At 78.4% G+C, this 16492-nt stretch carries 15 protein-coding genes; 5 read left to right on the top strand and 10 right to left on the bottom strand.

The genetic code is table 11. The features are described 5' to 3' along the window. Positions 1-134: 134 nt before the first annotated feature. Positions 135-1064 (bottom strand): universal stress protein, encoded by a 930-nt coding sequence (locus IE326_RS23685; protein ID WP_190042924.1) that lies wholly within the window; start codon positions 1062-1064, stop codon positions 135-137. 150 nt (positions 1065-1214) lie between these two features. Between IE326_RS23685 and IE326_RS23680 the strand changes: the two genes are divergently transcribed. Further along, on the top strand, positions 1215-2231 hold the full coding sequence (locus IE326_RS23680) for a hypothetical protein (protein ID WP_190042923.1): 1017 nt from the start codon (positions 1215-1217) through the stop codon (positions 2229-2231). Between the two features lie 96 nt (positions 2232-2327). On the opposite strand, the gene IE326_RS23675 is transcribed toward IE326_RS23680, so the two are convergent. Beyond that, positions 2328-3569 (bottom strand): acyl-CoA dehydrogenase family protein, encoded by a 1242-nt coding sequence (locus IE326_RS23675; RefSeq protein WP_150226739.1) that lies wholly within the window; start codon positions 3567-3569, stop codon positions 2328-2330. A 203-nt stretch (positions 3570-3772) separates the two neighbouring features. Beyond that, positions 3773-4228 carry an RrF2 family transcriptional regulator gene (locus IE326_RS23670; RefSeq protein WP_150226738.1) on the bottom strand — a complete coding sequence of 152 codons (456 nt, stop codon included), beginning with the start codon at positions 4226-4228 and terminating at the stop codon, positions 3773-3775. Between the two features lie 525 nt (positions 4229-4753). Here IE326_RS23670 and IE326_RS23665 point away from each other — a divergent pair. Beyond that, positions 4754-5638 carry a glutathione S-transferase C-terminal domain-containing protein gene (locus IE326_RS23665; RefSeq protein ID WP_150226737.1) on the top strand — a complete coding sequence of 295 codons (885 nt, stop codon included), beginning with the start codon at positions 4754-4756 and terminating at the stop codon, positions 5636-5638. A 30-nt stretch (positions 5639-5668) separates the two neighbouring features. On the opposite strand, the gene IE326_RS23660 is transcribed toward IE326_RS23665, so the two are convergent. Continuing rightward, positions 5669-6706: an NAD-dependent epimerase/dehydratase family protein gene (locus tag IE326_RS23660; RefSeq protein ID WP_190042922.1), complete on the bottom strand. Its 1038-nt coding sequence runs from the start codon at positions 6704-6706 to the stop codon at positions 5669-5671. A 145-nt stretch (positions 6707-6851) separates the two neighbouring features. On the opposite strand from IE326_RS23660, the gene IE326_RS23655 reads away from it, so the two are divergent. Beyond that, the gene (locus tag IE326_RS23655) at positions 6852-7061 is read left to right on the top strand and encodes a DUF5133 domain-containing protein (RefSeq protein WP_190042921.1); all 210 of its coding nucleotides are present in this window, start codon (positions 6852-6854) and stop codon (positions 7059-7061) included. On the opposite strand, the gene IE326_RS23650 is transcribed toward IE326_RS23655, so the two are convergent. After that, entirely contained in the window at positions 6988-8256 is a 1269-nt protein-coding gene (locus tag IE326_RS23650) for an MFS transporter (RefSeq protein WP_190042920.1), read from the bottom strand. The two genes, IE326_RS23655 and IE326_RS23650, sit on opposite strands and share 74 nt — an antisense overlap. Before the next feature lie 57 nt (positions 8257-8313). On the opposite strand from IE326_RS23650, the gene IE326_RS23645 reads away from it, so the two are divergent. Next, complete coding sequence (locus IE326_RS23645; RefSeq protein WP_229915586.1) at positions 8314-8883, top strand: CGNR zinc finger domain-containing protein; 570 nt, start codon at positions 8314-8316, stop codon at positions 8881-8883. A gap of 32 nt (positions 8884-8915) precedes the next feature. On the opposite strand, the gene IE326_RS23640 is transcribed toward IE326_RS23645, so the two are convergent. Beyond that, complete coding sequence (locus tag IE326_RS23640) at positions 8916-10166, bottom strand: D-alanyl-D-alanine carboxypeptidase family protein (RefSeq protein WP_190042919.1); 1251 nt, start codon at positions 10164-10166, stop codon at positions 8916-8918. A 327-nt stretch (positions 10167-10493) separates the two neighbouring features. On the opposite strand from IE326_RS23640, the gene IE326_RS23635 reads away from it, so the two are divergent. Then, positions 10494-11750, top strand: coding sequence for a cytochrome P450 family protein (locus IE326_RS23635; protein WP_190042918.1), 1257 nt, complete (start codon positions 10494-10496; stop codon positions 11748-11750). Between the two features lie 4 nt (positions 11751-11754). Here the strand turns inward: IE326_RS23635 and IE326_RS23630 are convergent, their stop codons facing one another. The 4 genes from IE326_RS23630 to IE326_RS23615 form a co-directional block, all read right to left on the bottom strand. Beyond that, entirely contained in the window at positions 11755-11997 is a 243-nt protein-coding gene (locus IE326_RS23630; protein WP_030757594.1) for a hypothetical protein, read from the bottom strand. Positions 11998-12118: 121 nt separating this feature from the next. After that, a complete protein-coding gene (locus IE326_RS23625) occupies positions 12119-13357 on the bottom strand; it encodes an FAD-dependent oxidoreductase (protein ID WP_190042917.1) in 1239 nt (412 codons plus the stop codon). Beyond that, positions 13354-14787, bottom strand: a complete 1434-nt coding sequence (locus IE326_RS23620) for an FAD-dependent oxidoreductase (RefSeq protein WP_190042916.1) — start codon at positions 14785-14787, stop codon at positions 13354-13356. The genes IE326_RS23625 and IE326_RS23620 overlap by 4 nt, the downstream gene beginning before the upstream one ends. After that, positions 14784-16244 (bottom strand): FGGY family carbohydrate kinase, encoded by a 1461-nt coding sequence (locus IE326_RS23615; RefSeq protein WP_190042915.1) that lies wholly within the window; start codon positions 16242-16244, stop codon positions 14784-14786. Before IE326_RS23615 ends, IE326_RS23620 begins: the two co-directional genes overlap by 4 nt. Between the last annotated feature and the right edge of the window lie 248 nt (positions 16245-16492).

Below are 16492 nucleotides of genomic sequence, written 5' to 3'. Positions count from 1 at the left end.
CAACTCCGCGCGTCAACCCGCCGCGCCCGCTTGACGCGGAGCCGGACGGGTGCGTCGCCCCGGCCCGGGGCCCCGTTCCGAGCCGGGCCTCGTCCCGCCCCGGGATCCGGACCGAACCGGCCCCGGCCCGGTCCTCACCCCTGGGGGACCACCGCCACCGGGCACGGTGCCAGGTGGAGCGCCGCGTGCGCCACCGAGCCGATCCGCTGCCCCAGCGCCCCGCGCTTCGCCCGGCGGCCCACCACGAGGAGCTGCGCGGCGCCGGAGGTGGTGAGCAGGACCTGTCCGGCGCTGCCCAGTTCGACGTGCTCGGTCACCGGCACGTGCGGGTAGCGCTCGCGCCAGGGTGCCAGGGCCTCGCGCAGCGCCTTCTCCTCGAAGGGCACCAGACCGCCGGCGTCGTCGGCGAGCCGCATCGAGGCCGGGCTGTACGCGTAGAGCGACGGCAGGCTCCAGGCGCGCACCGCGCGGATGGCGGCGCCCCGGGCGTCCGCCGTCTCGAAGGCGAAGCGCAGCACCGCCTCGCTGTCCTCCGGGCCGCCCTGCTGGCCCACCAGGATCTCGCCGCTGGGCGGTTCGGCGGCCCGGTCGTCGTGGGCGCGGACCGCGACCACCGGTCGGGTCGAGGCGGCGATGACCTGCTGCCCGTACGAGCCGAGCAGGAAGCCGGCCACCGCCCCGTGTCCGCGCGAGCCGATGACCAGCATCTCGGCCTCGTCGAGGGTGCCCAGCAGCGCGGGGACCGGGGTGTCGGGGAGCACCTCGGAGGTGATCGCCACCTTCGGGTGACGGGCCGTGAGTTCCGCCTCGGCCGTGCGCACGACCTCCTCGGCGACCCGTTCCTGCGCCTCCCGGTCCTGGACGAGCGGCAGGTCGAGCGGCTCCCACCGCCAGGCGTGCGCGAGCCGCAGCGGGAGGCCCCGGTGCTCCGCCTCGCGCGCGGCCCAGTCGGCGGCGGCCAGGCTCTCCGGCGAACCGTCCACCCCGGCCACGATCTCCCGGCCCGGGCGGGCCTCCCGGTCCCCGGTGCCGTCTTCTCCGGTCCGATCGGCCTCGCGAGTCATCCGACTGCCTCCCTGTGTCGTGACGGTGTGTCGTGCGATGGGTCTCTTCCCGTCTCCCAGCTTGGGCCCATCGGCCGTCCGGGAGGAGGGCCGGAGGTCCCGACATGCCGGTCCGTCCGCCCCACGGCCCCGAGTTGAACACGTTCAAGCATGCGTGACAGGATGCCGCCGGGGGTGATCGTCATGGAGACGAGGACACGGGCCGGAGCGGCACGGACGGGGGCGGCGCGGGTGGAGACTGCGGAGACGGCGGGGGTGGTGGCGGTGGCACCTGTCGGTCCGCCGTCGTTCGGCCGGGTCGTGGCGGTGGCCACGGGCATGCTCATGCTGGAGCTGACGCTGGTCCTGGTGGGGTACGCGCTGTACGGGACGACGCAGGACTCGTCCCGGGGCGGCGGTTACGGCGCCGCGCTGACCCTCCTGCCGCTGTCGGTCCCGTTCCTGGCGCTCTTCGGCGGCACGGGCGCGGCCGTCCTGGTGGCGCCGACGCTGATGCTGGCCGGTTCCCTGGAGCGGCGGTTCGGCCGGCCGGGCGGGGCCGGTGGCGACGGCGGGCACGGCGGGGTCGCGGCGCCGGGGTGGGTGGTGCCGGCGGCGGTCGTGGTCGCGGCGGCCTGCGCCCTGATGGCGGGGGTGTACCGGGGCTTCTCCCCGCTCGCGGCCCTCGTGGCCTGGCCGGCGGCCGTCGCCCTGATCGTCCCGGCCGCGCTGGTCGCCCGGCTGTCCCGGCGGTGGCTGCTGCGCGGGATCGCCCTCTGGGGCACGCTCGCGATCGCCGTCGCCGCCGCCCTGGGCGGACTCGCGCTCGGCAGCGGAGTCCTGGAGGAGTACCGGCCGCCCGCCGCGACCCGGGCGGACGTGGTCGGCACCTGGACGGACGGGCGCGGCGGCACGCTGGAACTGGCCGCCGACGGCACGGCGACGGCCGACGGCGTCCTGGACCCGCAGGGCTTCGCCCCGCTCCCGGGCGAGGCCGTGGAGACCTGCACGGCGCGCGGCACCTGGACGTTCGGGGCCGCCGCCGACAGCCGGGACCAGAAGGTCGTCACCGACCTCCCGGACTGCCGGGCCGACGTCTGGGAGATCGGCGGCGAGGACGGCCGGATCGCGCTCCACCGGTGGGACGTGGACGGCGAGGAGATGGCCACGCTGACGCGGGAGCGGTGAGCGCGGCAGCGGCGGGCGTGGGAGTGGTGGGCGTCGGGCCACCGGTGCCCGCCCGGTGGCCCGCAGTGTCACCGGCGCCGGTCCGGTGACGTGCGGTCAGGCGCTGCGCGCCAGCCGGGCGTGGCTGCCGTTGAGGTAGTGGTCGCCGATGTCCCGGAGCCGGTGGGAGGGCCGGGCGCGGGCGGTGAGCGCGCGGGCGTTGCGCCAGAAGCGGTCGAAGCCGGGGCCGCCGCCCGTGCCCGGAGCGAGCGGCGGCGCGTCCTCGACGAGTTCCAGGATCCTGGTGGTCAGCCGCACCGCCTCGCGGCCCGTGACGGTCTCGGCGGCGGCCACCAGGACCGCCAGGTCGGCGCGTTCCTCGACGCCGAGGGTCCATCCGGTGCGCAGGCCGCGGGTCAGCGCGTCGGTGGCGCGCTCGGCGACGGCGGCCGCGGTGTGCGCGGCCGTCGCCAGCTCCCCGTAGGAGAGCAGCAGGTACGGATCGTCCCCCGGGTCCGCCGGGGCGTCCGCCCGGTTCACGTCGCGGGCCTCGGCGAGCGCCCCCTCCGCGATGCCGAGCGCCACGTGCACGAGGAGCAGCCGCAGCACGAGCGGCGCGAGCGCGGTGAACGGGGCCACGGCGTGCTCGTCGGCCGGCAGGGTGCCGAGGACCCGCGCCCGGGGGACGGGCACGTGCTCGAAGACGACGGTGCCGGCGCCGGTCAGCCGCTGGCCGACCCGGTCGGCCGCGGCCCGCACGGACACCCCGGGGTGGGCCGGGTCCACGAGGACGACCAGCAGGTCGCCGGTGCCGGCCGGGCGGGCGGTGACCACGAGCCGGTCGGCCACGGTCACGGCCGAGTCGAAGGCGCGCCGTCCGTCGAGCAGCCAGCCGCCCCGGTCGGCCCGGGTGAGGGTGAGGCCCGGCCCGGCGTCGGACGGCGGGGGAGGCTCGGTCGCCCCGGCGAGCAGCCAGCCCTCGGCCGCGGTCCGGGCGTCGAGGCGCGGGAACGCTTCCGCGGCGCGCCGCCCCGGCGGCCCGTCGAGGAAGCGGCTCGTCCACGACAGGGCGTAGTGGTGGGCGAGGAGTTCGCCCACCGAGCCGTCGGCGGCGGACAGTTCCCGTACGGCGGAACACGCGGTGCGCAGGTCGGCGCCGTGCCCGCCGCCGCCGGACGCGGGGTCGGAGGCGGTGAGGAAGGCGGGGAGCCCCGCCTCCTGGAGCCGCTCCACCTCGTCGGAGGGGGCCGCGCCCGCCCGGTCCCGGTCCTGCGCGTCGACGGCCAGGTCGTCGGCGAGTTCCCGGACGACCCGCCGCCAGAGCGTGTCGTCCCTAGGCGCCGTCCGCTGCGTGCTCATCCCGCCCCCACCTGCCCTCCCGGAATCCCACTGAATCAGTAGGGATAGTGGCAGAGGCGGCCCGGAGCCCCCAAGGGGTGTCCGACATGTGGATGGGAGGATTTCGGTGGGTGGGACCCGATCGAGCCGTCGCAGGTGGGGAGGGGCTGACGGCAGGGGCGGCCTCGGGAGGCCGAGGTCCGACGGGGGCCGCCGAGGGCCCGTCAGGGGTTCGTCCACGCCTCCGGGTCGGCCGCCCGCGTGGTGATGCCGGCCGGCAGGTCGGCGGAGGCGACCTCCGCGAGCGAGACGCCCAGGACCTCCCGAACGCCGGCCCGCAGGGCGATCCAGAGCGGCAGCAGGGAGGCGGCCGGGCCCGTGTACGCCAGGTCCGGCGGCCGCTCGCCGCGCACCGACACCAGCGGGCCGTCCACGCAGCGGATGACGTCGGCGACCGAGATCGTCTCGGCGGGCCGCGCGAGCCAGTAGCCGCCCCGCCCGCCGCGCTGGCTCTCCACCAGCCCGCCCTTGCGCATGTCGCCCAGGATCCCCTCCAGGAACTTGTGCGAGATGCCCTGCCCCTCGGCGATCGCCTCGGCCTTCAGGGGTCCCGAGTCCCGGGCGGCGGCGAGCTGGAGGGCGGCCCGCACGGCGTAGTCGGCCCTGGCTGAAATGCGCATGCGGCGCATTATTCCGTACGGCTCCGAGGATTCCGTACGGCTCCGAGGGGCGCCGCCCGTCCGCCCGGGCCCCGCGCCTCCGCCGGCACGGGGCGCGGCCCGCCCGCCGCCCGCCCGTCCCCGGCTCCGCTCCCCGCCCCGGCGCGGGAACGCCCGAGACCGTCGCGTCCGCGCCCTTGACGGCGTCCGCCGCCGGTCCGACACTCGGACCAGGGAATCCGAGTGGACGGGTAGGGAACCATGCGACACGGCGACGGGCTCCGCGGCCACCAGGCCCGCTCCCTGCCGCGCCCCCTGCCCCTCACCTCGCGCCGCCACATCGACCTGCTGCGGGTGTGCAGCGCGGCCTGACCGTGCCCGGCCGCCCCGCCCCGCGGGCCGGCGGCCCTCCCCGCCCCGACTTCCCGTCACTCTGCTGCCGCCGCACGGGCGTTCCCGCACGCCTCGGATCCCGCACGCCCGGGATCCCGCGCACCTCGGGGCCCCGCCTGCCCGGACCCAGCACCGAGCAACCCTGGGAGCACCATGCCCGTCGTCGTCCCGTCCTCGCTGCTGCCCGCCTCCGCCGCGCCCGCCTTCCGCGGCCGGATCGGCCGCGACGCCGCCAGCGGCCACTACGCGGTGCCGCACCGCTACCGCCTCCACGTCGCCCCGGCCGACCCCGACTGTCTGAGCATCGCCGTCACCCACGCCCTGCTCGGCCTCGACGACACGCTGCCGCTGCGCCTCCTCCCCGAGGTGCCCGACGCCCCGGACGGCTCGTACGACGTGCTCCGCCCGCTCTACGAGGCCAGCGCCCACCTCTACCGGGGCCCCGCCGCCGCGCCCGTCCTCGGCGACGGCTGGACCGGACGGATCGTCAGCACCCACGTCCCCGACATCCTCCGCGACCTCGCGCTGCGCTTCCGCGGCGACGGCCCCGACCTGCTGCCCGAGGAGCACCGCGAGGAGACCGACGCCCTCGCCGCCCTGTGCGCCCACGGCATCCACCGCGCCGCCCAGCGCGCCGGGGAGCTCGGCCTCGACCCGGAACCCGCCGCCCGCCGGCAGGCGGAGGAGGCGCGGGCCGCGCTCTTCGCGGCGCTCGCCGACCTCGACGCGCGGCTCGCCGGCCGCCCCTACGTCCTCGGCACCGACCCCACCCTCGCCGACGTGCACGTGTGGGGTGCCCTGGTGCAGCTCGACACCGTCCACCGCTGGCACCTCGACGCCACCGTCCTGCACCGCGTCGCGGAGCACCGCGCCCTCTGGGCGTACGCCGGACGGCTCGCCGTCCACCCGGCGTTCGCCCGCCACCTCGACGTCGCCGCCGTCCTGCGCCGCCACCGCGCGCACTGCAAGGGCAGGGAGGCGGCCGGCGCGGCGATCGGCGTCGTCGACTGGGCGGGCGCGGCGGGGCCGCGCCCCTGACGGGACGGGTGCGGGCGCCGGTCGGCGGCGTCAGGCGACGCGGCGCCCGGCCAGGGGCGCCGTGTCGTCGCCCGCGCCCGAGCGGACCCCCCGCAGGAACGCCTCCAGGGCCTCCACCGAACTCGCCTCCGGCCGCCAGTCCAGCTCCTCGCGGGCCCGCTCCGTGGACATCACCGGGATGTGCCGCAGCAGGTCGAAGAGGCCGGGGGAGGCGGGCGCGAGGCGCAGGTGCCAGGCCGCGGCCAGGGCGCCCCGCACCGCGCCCGCCGGGACCCGCACCGGCCGGGCGTCGAACAGCTCCCCGAGCAGCGCCGCGTCCACCACCGGATCCGCCGCCAGGTTGAACGCGCCCCGCACGTCCCGCAGCACCGCCCGCACGTAGGCGTCGGCGGCGTCGTCGGTGTGCAGCACCTGGAAGCGGAGGCCCGCAGGCTCCGGCAGCAGCGGCAGCAGATCGGGCCGGACCAGCTGCCCCGGCAGGAACCGGCCGGCGAAGATCCGTCGCTGCTCGCTCGCCGCCTCCTCCTTGAACAGGAACGCCGGCCGCATCCGTACCACCCGGGTCTGCGGGTGATCCCGCTCGAAGGTGTCCAGGACCCGCTCCAGGTACGCCTTCTCCCGGCTGTAGGCGGCGCCCGGCCAGCCGTGCGTCGGCCACGCCTCGGAGACCGGCGCGCCGCCCTCGGGGCCGGGGGAGTAGGCCCCCACCGAGGAGGCGCACACCAGCGCGGGCACCCGCGCCGCCGCGACCGCCTCGCACACCCGCAGCGTCCCCAGGACGTTGGTCCGCCAGGTCTTCACCGGATCGTGCGTCGGCTGGAAGCGCCACGCCAGGTGCACCACCGCGTCCGCGTCCGCCACGTACCGGTCGAGCCGGGGCCCGTCGCCGTCCAGGGAGAGGTCGACGGCGGCCCACTCGACGCCCGGCAGCCGCAGGCCCGGCTCCCGGCGGGCCAGCCCCAGCACGGAACCCACCTCCTCCCGCCGGGCCAGCGCCCGCACCACGCTCGTCCCCACGTTCCCGGTGGCGCCGGTCACGACCACCCTGATCCGAGTCCTCGCGTTCATGTCTCCGACCCTCCGCCCATCCGGCGGTCCCCGCACCTCGACCTCCCCGATGGTCACCCAGGGTGACGCTTTGGGTCGCGAAGGTGACCGGTCGCGAGCACCATGGAGCGACGCACGAGACGGGGCCGTCCACGGAGGAAAGAACATGCTGCTGCCCGACCGGAACACCGTCGAACGGCTCCTCCGGCACTACCGCACCCAGGAGCGCACCGTCCTGTCCTCCCCCTGCGACCTCTCCGTCCGCCGCCGCTTCGAGGACACCGCCTACACCCTGTGCGTCCTCATGGGCGTCCGCTCCACCCCCGAAGCGCTCCGCGCCGCCGAACGCTACGTCGCCCCCGGCTCCCCCCTGTGACCGGACCCCGGCGCGGGGCCCGCCCGGGGCCCCCGCGCGAGGGCCCCGCGTAGGGGAGCGCCGAGACGGCGCACGTCCCCGCCGCGAGCAGCAGCGCCGCCGACAGGGAGCGGGCCGCCACCGCCCCGCCCGCCGCCGCGCCCACCGCGAAGCCGGTGACCTTCAGCCCGGCGCCGAGCGCGAACACCCGGGCCCGCAGCCGGGCCGGGGTCTGCTCGTGCCGGACGGCGAACAGCGCCGCCAGCTGCGGCCCCTCGGCGGCCCCCGCCACGGCGAACGCCGCCACCAGCGCCACCGGCCCGCCCGCCGCCGCCGGCCACGCCCCCGCCTGCACCAGCGCCCCGCCCCACAGCACCGTCCCCGGCGCCGCCGCGCGGGGCAGCCGGGCGTACAGCGCGGTCGCCGCCAGCGCGGCCGCCGCGGCGACGGAGAGCAGCAGCGCGCCCCGGCCGGGGCCGCCCAGGGTCCGCGCCCCGAGCACAGGGACGCAGGCCGTGACCACGCCCTGCGCGGCGGCGCAGCCGACCGAGGCGGCCGTCGCCCGCAGCAGGGGCGCCCGCAGGAACACGGCCCGCACGCCCCCGCCCCTGTGCTTCCCGGAGGACGGGGGCGCCGGGTCCGCCGGCGGCAGCGCCCAGGCGACCGGCGCCGCCACCGCGACCAGGACCGCCGCCAGGACGACCGCCGCCGGGGCGCCGAGGAGCAGCGCGGCGCCGCCCGCCAGCGCCGGGCCGGCCAGCGCGGCGCAGGAGAAGGTGAGGGCGTCGAGGGCGTGCAGCCGGGGCATCCGGCCGGCGGGCGCGATCCGGGGCAGCTGCGCGGTCCAGCCGCCCGAGAGCGCCGGGGCCGCCAGCCCCGCCACCACGGCGAGCAGCGCCGTCACCCCGAACGGCAGCCGGCCGTGGCCGAGGAGCACCCCGCAGAGGCCCGCCGCGTGCAGGACGAGCGCCCCCGCCAGCAGCCGCCCCGGCCGCCGGGACCGGTCGAGGAGGGAGCCGAGGGCGGGGCCGCCCACCACCGCCGAGACCGTGGCGCAGGCGAGGAGCGTCCCGGCCCGGGACGCCGAACCGGCCGCGGCGAAGCCGACGAGGGCGAGCGCGGGTCCGGACGCCTCGTCCCCGGTCCTGGCCGCGAGCGCCCCCGCGAGATGGGCGGCGACGGACGGGCGGCGGGGGGCTCCGGGGCGCAGGCGCATGACGCCCGAGGCTAGAGAAGTAACTCAAACCTTCGCAATATGCGTTACATTCGGCCGATGCCCGTCCTCCCCGACCGCTCCGCCCGGCACTCCACCGTCGCCATGGCCCTGCGCACCGCCGCCCTCGTCAACGCGCTGGCCGACCCGGCGGCGGGACCCCGCGAGATCGCCGGGGTGCTCCTCGCCCACGGCGAGGACCCGCCCCTCACCGTCACGGCCGAGGACGTCCCCCCGATGCGGGCCGCCGCCGTGCGCCTGCGGGAGGTGTTCGCCGCCGCCTCCGTCGACGAGGCCGCCGCCCTCCTCGATCCGCTGCTCGCCGCCCGCACCGGCCCCCTCCGCCTCACCTCGCACGGCGGCGCCTCCCCCTGGCACCCCCACCTGGACGCCTCCGACGACGCGCCGTGGCCGGAGTGGTTCCTGGCCTCCGGCTGCCTCGCGCTGGCCGTCCTCCTGTGGGACCGGCAGGCCCCGCCCGGCCGGACCTGCGCGTCCGCCCGGTGCGGCGACGTGTTCGTCCCGCACGGCAGTGGCCCCGAACGGCGCTACTGCTCCCGGCGCTGTGCCACCCGGGAACGGGTGGCCGCCCACCGGGCCCGCACGGCGGCGGCCCCCGGCGCGGACTGAGACACCCGCCGGGGGCCGGCGCCGAGGGCGCCTCAGGGGCGGGGGACCCGGCGGCGCCACGCCCACAGGACGAGGGCCGCCGCGCAGGCCGAGCCCACGAGGGAGAGCGGCAGGGCCACCGAGGGGCCGCCGGTCTCCGCGACCGCCCCGGCCCGGGCCGGGGCGGCGGCCGGGGCGCCGGCGCCGCCGCGCACCGACACCGCCCGCGCGTCCGCGGCCCCCGCCTCCTTCGTCTCCGCCCGCCCCTCCGGTGACGTCGGGGGCAGCAGCGAACCGACCGGCCGCACCCGGCCCGCCGCCTCGAAGCCCCAGTCGAGCAGCTCGCGCGCCTCCTCGTACACGGCGAGCCCGCCGCCCGACTGCGGGTTCATCACCGACACGACGAGGGTGCGGTCGCCCCGGCGGGCGGCGGCGACGAGGGTGTTGCCCGCGTTGCTGGTGTAGCCGTTCTTCACGCCGATCAGCCCCGGGTAGCGGCCGACCCCGTCCGCGCCCGTCAGCAGCCGGTTGGTGTTGGCGATGCCGTACGACCACGAGCCCGCCGGGAAGTCGGCGTAGGCGGTCGAGCAGTAACGGGTGAACTCGGGGTCCCGGACGCCCGCCCGGCCGAAGACCGCCAGGTCGTACGCGGACGAGACCTGCCCCGGCGCGTCGTAGCCGTCCGGCGACACCACGTGCGTGTCCAGGGCGCCCAGCGACCGCGCCTTCTCCTGCATCTGGCGGGCCATCGACTCCCAGCCGCCGCTCATCGACGCGAGGACGTGCACGGCGTCGTTGCCCGAGCTGAGGAAGACGCCGTTCCACAGGTCGGACACCCGGTACGTGTACCCCTCCTTCACCCCGACGAGACTGCTGCCCTCGCCGATCCCCGTCAGTTCCTCGTCGGCCACCGTGTGCCGCTCGGACGCCTCGTGCTGCGGGAGCGCCGTGAGGGCGAACAGGGTCTTGAGGGTGCTGGCCGGCGGCAGCTTGCGGTGCGCCGCGCGGGCGGCCAGCACCTCGCCCGTGTCCGCGTCCGCCACCACCCAGGACAGCGCGGAGGGCGAGGGCACGGCCGGCGCGCCGGCCAGCGGCTGGACCTGCGTCCCGGGCCGGTCGAGCCGCGCCGGGTCCACGAACCGCCGCGCGGGAGGGGTCGGTTCGGTGGCGGAGCCCGGCGCGAGGAGGGGAGCGGCCGCCGGGGGCCGGGGCGGGGTCGCGGCGCCCGTCACGGGCGCGGAGAGCACGAGCAGCATCGCGGCGGAGCCCGCGGCGGCAAGGCGAAGAGCTGACGTGACGATCATTCGGTCACCGTAGGAAGCCGGGCGGGAGCCCGCAGGACGGAGTGCGCCACCCGGCCTACAGAACGCGGCGCGGGGCGGCGCGTCGTGCCGCCGGCCGGGTGGTCGTGCCCGGTCGGGCCGTTCCCGACGGAGCCTCAGGGGCGTTCGCTCCCGGGCCCTTTCCGGCGCGCGGGCGGAGGGGAGGCGTCCGGTGCGCACGGGCACCGCGTCCAGCGCGGAGAGCCGGCCGGGTCGCCGCAACCGGGCCCGCAGACCCGTGCATCGAGCCTAGGATGCGGGCGGCCGTCCGTCGCCCGTCGGCGGACTCACACGTCGTCAGGAGTGGACATGGACGCAACCCCCGGACCGGACGGGGACCGCACGCGGGAGCCGTACCGGCTCGACCCGGCCGGCGGCTGCCCGCACGCCGCCAACGCGCGGCTGCTCGCCGGGGGCGCCGTGGCCCCCGTGGTGCTGCCCGGCGACATCGACGGCATGGTCGTCCTCGGCCACGACGCCCTGAGGGACTTCCTCTCCCACCCCGACGTCGCCAAGGGGCCCCGGCACTTCACCGCGCTCGCCGAGGGCCGCATACCCGAGGGGTGGCCGCTGCGCACCTTCGCCACCGTCCCCGGCATGATCACCGCAGACGGCGCCGACCACCGCCGGCTGCGGAACCTCGTCAGCAGCGCCTTCACCGCCCGCCGCGTCGAGGAGCTGCGGCCGCGCGTCGAGGCGGTGACGGAGGGTCTGCTCGACGGGCTCGCCGAGGCCGCCGCCGCGGGCGACGGCGTCGCCGACCTGCGCCGCCACTACGCCCTGCCGCTGCCGCTCGGCGTCATCTGCGAGCTCTTCGGCGTCGACCCGGCGCACCAGGAGCGGCTGCACCACCTGTCCAGCCTGGTCGTGGCCACCGACACCGAGCCCGCGCGGGCCGTAGCCGCCAACCGCGAGCTGGTCGAGCTGCTCGCCGCCATCGCCGCGGCCAAGGCGGCGGCCCCCGGCGACGACCTGACCAGTGCCCTCATCGCCGCCCGCGACGAGGGCGGCGACCGGCTCACCCAGCCCGAGCTGATCGGCACCCTGCTGCTGATGATCGTCGCGGGCCACGAGACCACCCTCAACCTCGTCACCAACGCCGTCCGCGCCCTGTGCGCCCACCGCGACCAGCTCGCCCTCGTCACCGAGGGGAAGGCGTCCTGGGCCGACGCCGTCGAGGAGACCCTGCGCTGGGACAGCCCCGTCAGCTACTTCCCCTTCCGCTACCCCACCCGGGACCTCACGGTCGACGGCACCCTGATCCCCCGCGGCACCCCCGTCCTCGCCGGCTACTCGGCGGCGGGCCGCGACACCGCCGCGCACGGCCCGGACGCCGACCGCTTCGACCTCACCCGCGGCGCCGCGGCCAAGCACCTGTCCCTGGGCCACGGCCCCCACTACTGCCTGGGCGCCCCGCTCGCCCGTATGGAGGCGGCCGTCGCCCTCGAAGCGCTCTTCACCCGCTTCCCCGGCCTCGACCTGGCCGTCCCGGAGGGCGAACTGGCCCGCCACGCGGGCTTCGTCGGCAACAGCGTGCGCGCCCTGCCCGTCCGCCCGGGGGCGTGAGGGCTCAGGAAAGGCGGTCCAGGTCCGGCGCGGCGGGGGAGCGCAGCGCGGAGACGAGGCGGAGCAGCCGGTCCTCGTTCCCCGCGAGGCCCGCCGCGCGCAGCGCCTCGTCGGCCTCCGCCATGGGGTTCGTCAGCATCATCCCCGCGTAGGGGGCGAGGCCCGGGTCAGTCAGCACGGCCTGGGTGGATTCGAGGAGGCGGAGGTACGCCTGGGCCGCGGCGCGCTCGGTGGCGGTGATGGTCATGTCGGGGCTCCCTCTCTCGACGGCTGGACGCGCTCCACCCTCTCGCACGGGTCTGACAACGGCCCTCAGGCCCGCCCGCGCACCCGCGCGAGACCCCCCGTCGGGCCACCCGCCCGGCCCCTCACTCCCGGACGTCCACCACCACGGGGCCGCCCCCGGGGTCCGCCCCGCGCGTCCACCGGGCGTCCAGGCGCAGCGACCGCCACGCCGGGAGGACACCGGCCGGCCGGCCGCGGTGCAGGACCCGCCCGTCCTGCCGCACGGTCAGCAGGGGGCGCACGAGGGTGTGTTCGGCCTGCAGCAGGAGCGGGGCGGGCGCCGGTCCGAGGAGGCCCGGATGCACCCAGCGCAGCGGGCCCGAGGTCTCCACCGGCAGGCCCTCCGCCGCGCGCGGCGCGCCCCCGCCGAGGTGGGCCAGGACGGCGGTGGCGACCGCCCGGCCCTCGGCGGCGGCCCGCGCGGCCGGTTCGCCGCCGTGCAGCAGCCCGCCCGCCGCGAACACCCCGGGGACGGCGGTCCGCAGCGCGCCGTCGACCAGTGGGCCCCGGCCGCCGGGGGCGAGCGGCAGCCCGCCCGCGCGGGCCAGCGCGTGCTCCGGGACCCAGTCGCCGGTGAGGACCAGCGTGTCGCACCCGACCGTCCGGGGCCGTCCGTCCCGGCCCCGGACCGCGACCCCGGCGAGCCGGCCCCGGCCCGTCACCTCCGTGACCGCCGTCTCCGCGAGCACCGGCACGCCCCCGGCCCGGACGGCCGCCCGGGGCCCCTCGCCGACCACGGCCACGACCGCGACCCCCGCCCGGCGCAGCAGCCGCACGGCGTGTCCGGCCTCCGGCCCGTCGCCGGCGACCACGGCGCGCTGCCCGATCCGCTCCGGACGCGGCCCGAACAGGGCCACCGTCCGCTGGAGCTCACCGGCCGTCAGCACGCCCCGCACCCGGGTCCCCGGCAGCAGCCGGGCCGGCCGGGCCCGCTCGCGGGCGCCGGTCGCCAGGACCACCGCCCGCGCCCGGACCGCTTCGAGTCCGGTCGGCGCGGTCGTCTCCAGGACCAGCGGGCCCGCCCAGCCGGTGACCGACACGCCGGTGCGGACGGCGGCCCCGGCGCGTACCGCCGCACGCACCGCGCGTCCGGCGTACCCCGGCCCGTCCAGGGGACGCCCGCGCCGGTCCGCGCCGAACCCGGGATGGGCGCACAGGCGCGCCGCGCCGCCCGCCTCCGGCTCCCGCTCCAGGACCTCGACCCGCCCGGCGCCGGCCGCCGCGAGCCGGGCCGCCGCGGCGAGCCCCGCCGGTCCCGCGCCGACGACCAGCACGTCGACCGCGCGCGCCGCCCGCTCCTCCCGCGTCCCCTCGTGCCTCACCGCGCCCCGCCGTCCTTCCCGTACCGCCGGCGTCCGGCCGACCGCCGGTGCTCCTCGAACAGGGCCTGGAGGGCGGGCCGGCAGTGGCCGCCCTGGCAGCGGCCCGCCCCGGCCCGGGTGCGGCGGCGCAGCCCGTCCAGCCCGGCGGGCGGGACGTCCGACGCGAGCGCGGCCCGCACCTCGCCCCGGGTGACGTGCTCGCAGTGGCAGACCACCGTCCCGAAGCCGGGGTCCCGGGCGACGGCGGCGGCGTCCCGGTAGGGGCGGGGGAAGGCCTCGCCCAGGTTCGGCATCCGCACCGGGGCCAGGGGCCGTTCGGGTCCGGTCCGCAGCCCGCACTCGGCGAGCAGCCCGAGGACGTGCTCGGCGAGGGCCAGGGAGGCGGAGAGGCCGGTGGAGCGGATCCCGCCGACGGTCACGTACCGCAGGGCGGGGCGCGCCGCGCACCGGTAGTCCTCCCTGCCGGTGGCGGCGCGCAGCCCCGCGTACGCGGCCGTCACCTCCTCCCCGACGAGCGCGGGCACGATCCGGGCGCCCTGCTCCCGCAGCCCGGCGAGGCCCTCGGCGGTGGTGCCGGTGGCGGTGCGGTCGGTCAGGTCCTCGGCGGTCGGGCCGAGGAGCACGTTGCCGTACACGGTGGGCGCGACGAGGACGCCCTTGCCGAGGGGGCCGGGGACGGGCAGCAGGATGTGCCGCACCAGGGCGCGGGCGGGCTTGTCGTAGACGAGGAGCTGGCCCCGGCGCGGGGTGACGGCGAAGTCCTGTACGCCGAGCAGCGCGTCGAAGCGGTCGGCGTACAGGCCGCAGGCGTTGACGAGGAAGCGGGCGGTGAGCGGACCCCGGGTGGTGGACAGGCGGTGCGGCCCGCCGGGGGCGCCGGAGACCGCCGTCACCCGCCGGCCGAGCAGCAGGCGGACGCCGGAGCGGACGGCCTGGGTGGCGTAGGCGAGGGTGGTGGTCCAGGGGCAGATCACCGACTCGCCCGGCACGGCCAGCGCGCCGAGCGCCCCCGGGCCGAGGTGCGGCTCGCGGCGCCGGAGTTCGGCCGCGCCGAGGAGGCGGGTGGTGTGGTGGCCGTTGCGGGCGGCCTTCGCGGCCAGGCCGGGCAGCGCGGCCCGCTGCTCCTCGTCCCAGGCGACGAGCAGCGCGCCGACCGGCTCGACGGGGATCCCGGCCTCGGCGGCGTACGCGCCGAGGAGCCGGTGGCCCGCCCGGACGAGCCCGGCCTCCAGGGTGCCGGGGACGGCGTCGAAACCGGTGTGCAGGATGGCGGTGTTGGCCTTGGAGCTGCCCTCGCCGACGTCGTCCGCCGCCTCGACCAGCGCGACCCGCAGCGGGTACCGGGCCAGCGCGCGGGCGACGGCGCACCCCACGACCCCGGCGCCCACCACCACGACGTCGTACGGGTCGTCCGCCGCGCCGCCGCTCACGAGGGGGCTCCGGGCCCGGGGCCGGTCCGTTCGAGCAGGGCCGCCACCTCCGCCCGGAACCGCCCCATCCGCTCCGCCGCCTCGTCCGCCGGGATCGCGGGCTCGTACACGGCGGACGGCTTCCACTCCGGTACGGCCTCCGGCACGGACAGGCGCGGGTCGTGGCCGAGGCGGGCCGCCGCGCCGACCCCGAGCGCCGTCGCGTCGGGGAGGGCGGCGACCTCCACCGGGAGCTGGAGCAGGTCAGCCTGGGTCTGCATGAGCAGCGCCGAGCCGGTCAGCCCGCCGTCGGCGCGCAGCGCCTCCAGCGGGGCGCCCCGGTCGGTGGCCGCCGCCCCGGCCAGCTCGACCACCTGGGCGGCGATGCCCTCGACGAGGGCCCGCACCAGGTGCCCGCGGCCGGTGCCGAGGCCCAGGCCGGTGAGCGAGCCGCGGGCCTCGCCGCGCCACCAGGGGGCGGCGAGTCCGGCGAGCGCGGGCACGAAGGACACCCCGCCGCTGTCGGGCACCGAGCCGCCCACGGCGTCCAGGTCCCGGGCGCCGGAGACGACCCCGAGGTCGGTGAGCCAGCGGACGGCGGACGCCACGGTGTACACCTGCCCGTCGAGGCAGTGCTCGGTCCGTCCCCGCAGCCGCCAGGCGACGCAGCCGACGAGCCCGGTCGTGGTGCGGCGCGGCCGGGGGCCGGTGCGGGCCAGCAGGAACGCCCCGGTGCCGTAGGTGCACTTGGCGGCCCAGGGCGCGGTCGCGCTCTGCGCGAGGAGGGCCGCCTGCTGGTCCACGAGCAGCCCGGTGAGGGGGAGCGGAGGGCCGAACGCGGTCGTGGTGCCGACCGGTTCGTCGCAGTCGACGATCCGCGGCAGCCGCTCGCCGCCGAGTCCGTAGAGGTCGAGGGCGGGCCCGGACCAGGCGACGGCGGCCGGGTCGAGGAGCCCGGTGCGGCCGGCGGTGGCCGCGTCGGTGACGAAGGCGCCGGTGAGCCGGTGGACCAGCCAGGCGTCGCTCGTCGTGACCACGCCGGCGCCGGTCGCGTGCCGACGGATCCAGGCCATCTTCGGCGCGGCGAAATAGGGGTCCAGGGGAAGCCCCGTCAGCTCCTCCAACTCGGCCGCGTGCGGGGCCAGTCCGGCGCAGACATCGGCCGCCCGGCGGTCCTGCCAGACCAGCGCGTCGGTGAGCGGGGCGCCGGTGGCCGGGTCCCAGGCGAGGACCGTCTCGCCCTGGTTGGCGAGGCCCACCGCGACCACCGGGACGCCCGCCTCGGCGAGCGCCGCGCGGCCCGCCGCGACCACGGAGCCGTACAGCTCGGCGGGGTCGGCCTCGACCAGGCCGCCCGGCAGGTGGCGGGGGCGGACCGGCGCCGTGCCGCTGCCCAGGACCCCGCGCCGGGGGCACAGGACGAGGGCCTTGGTGCCGGAGGTGCCTTGGTCGACGGCGAGTACCGGGCCGTCCGTCATGAGCCGGCTCCCGTTCTGGGTCACGGAGAAGGATCAAGGAAAGGGGTCAGGTTCGCGGTTCGGGAGGGGCCCGTCAAGACCTTCCCCGCGAGCCTGTCAGGTCTCCGGGGCATACCTGACGGTAGCTCAAAAGCGAGCACTGGCCGGATAGTTACGGTCACGCGGGCGATCCGGACGGTCACCTTCGGTCGTGCCTATAGTGAGGGCGCCGCTCGCCGGGCCCGGCGGGAGCCGCCGACCGACCGCCG

It is taken from the genome of Streptomyces filamentosus (assembly GCF_014654895.1).
GTDB classification, from domain to species: domain Bacteria; phylum Actinomycetota; class Actinomycetes; order Streptomycetales; family Streptomycetaceae; genus Streptomyces; species Streptomyces filamentosus.
The sequence above is the reverse complement of the archived record's forward strand: the minus strand, read 5'-3'. Positions and strand labels throughout refer to the sequence as shown.

Bases quoted from the DNA above. Each gene is read 5' to 3' on its own strand.
- IE326_RS23660 (WP_190042922.1), bottom strand. From the start codon at position 6,706: ATGAACGCGAGGACTCGGATCAGGGTGGTCGTGACCGGCGCCACCGGG.
- IE326_RS23655 (WP_190042921.1), top strand. From the start codon at position 6,852: ATGCTGCTGCCCGACCGGAACACCGTCGAACGGCTCCTCCGGCACTAC.
- IE326_RS23615 (WP_190042915.1), bottom strand. From the start codon at position 16,244: ATGACGGACGGCCCGGTACTCGCCGTCGACCAAGGCACCTCCGGCACC.
- IE326_RS23665 (WP_150226737.1), top strand. From the start codon at position 4,754: ATGCCCGTCGTCGTCCCGTCCTCGCTGCTGCCCGCCTCCGCCGCGCCC.
- IE326_RS23640 (WP_190042919.1), bottom strand. From the start codon at position 10,166: ATGATCGTCACGTCAGCTCTTCGCCTTGCCGCCGCGGGCTCCGCCGCG.
- IE326_RS23685 (WP_190042924.1), bottom strand. From the start codon at position 1,064: ATGACTCGCGAGGCCGATCGGACCGGAGAAGACGGCACCGGGGACCGG.
- IE326_RS23670 (WP_150226738.1), bottom strand. From the start codon at position 4,228: ATGCGCATTTCAGCCAGGGCCGACTACGCCGTGCGGGCCGCCCTCCAG.
- IE326_RS23650 (WP_190042920.1), bottom strand. From the start codon at position 8,256: ATGCGCCTGCGCCCCGGAGCCCCCCGCCGCCCGTCCGTCGCCGCCCAT.
- IE326_RS23630 (WP_030757594.1), bottom strand. From the start codon at position 11,997: ATGACCATCACCGCCACCGAGCGCGCCGCGGCCCAGGCGTACCTCCGC.
- IE326_RS23645 (WP_229915586.1), top strand. From the start codon at position 8,314: ATGCCCGTCCTCCCCGACCGCTCCGCCCGGCACTCCACCGTCGCCATG.
- IE326_RS23680 (WP_190042923.1), top strand. From the start codon at position 1,215: ATGCGTGACAGGATGCCGCCGGGGGTGATCGTCATGGAGACGAGGACA.
- IE326_RS23675 (WP_150226739.1), bottom strand. From the start codon at position 3,569: ATGAGCACGCAGCGGACGGCGCCTAGGGACGACACGCTCTGGCGGCGG.
- IE326_RS23635 (WP_190042918.1), top strand. From the start codon at position 10,494: ATGGACGCAACCCCCGGACCGGACGGGGACCGCACGCGGGAGCCGTAC.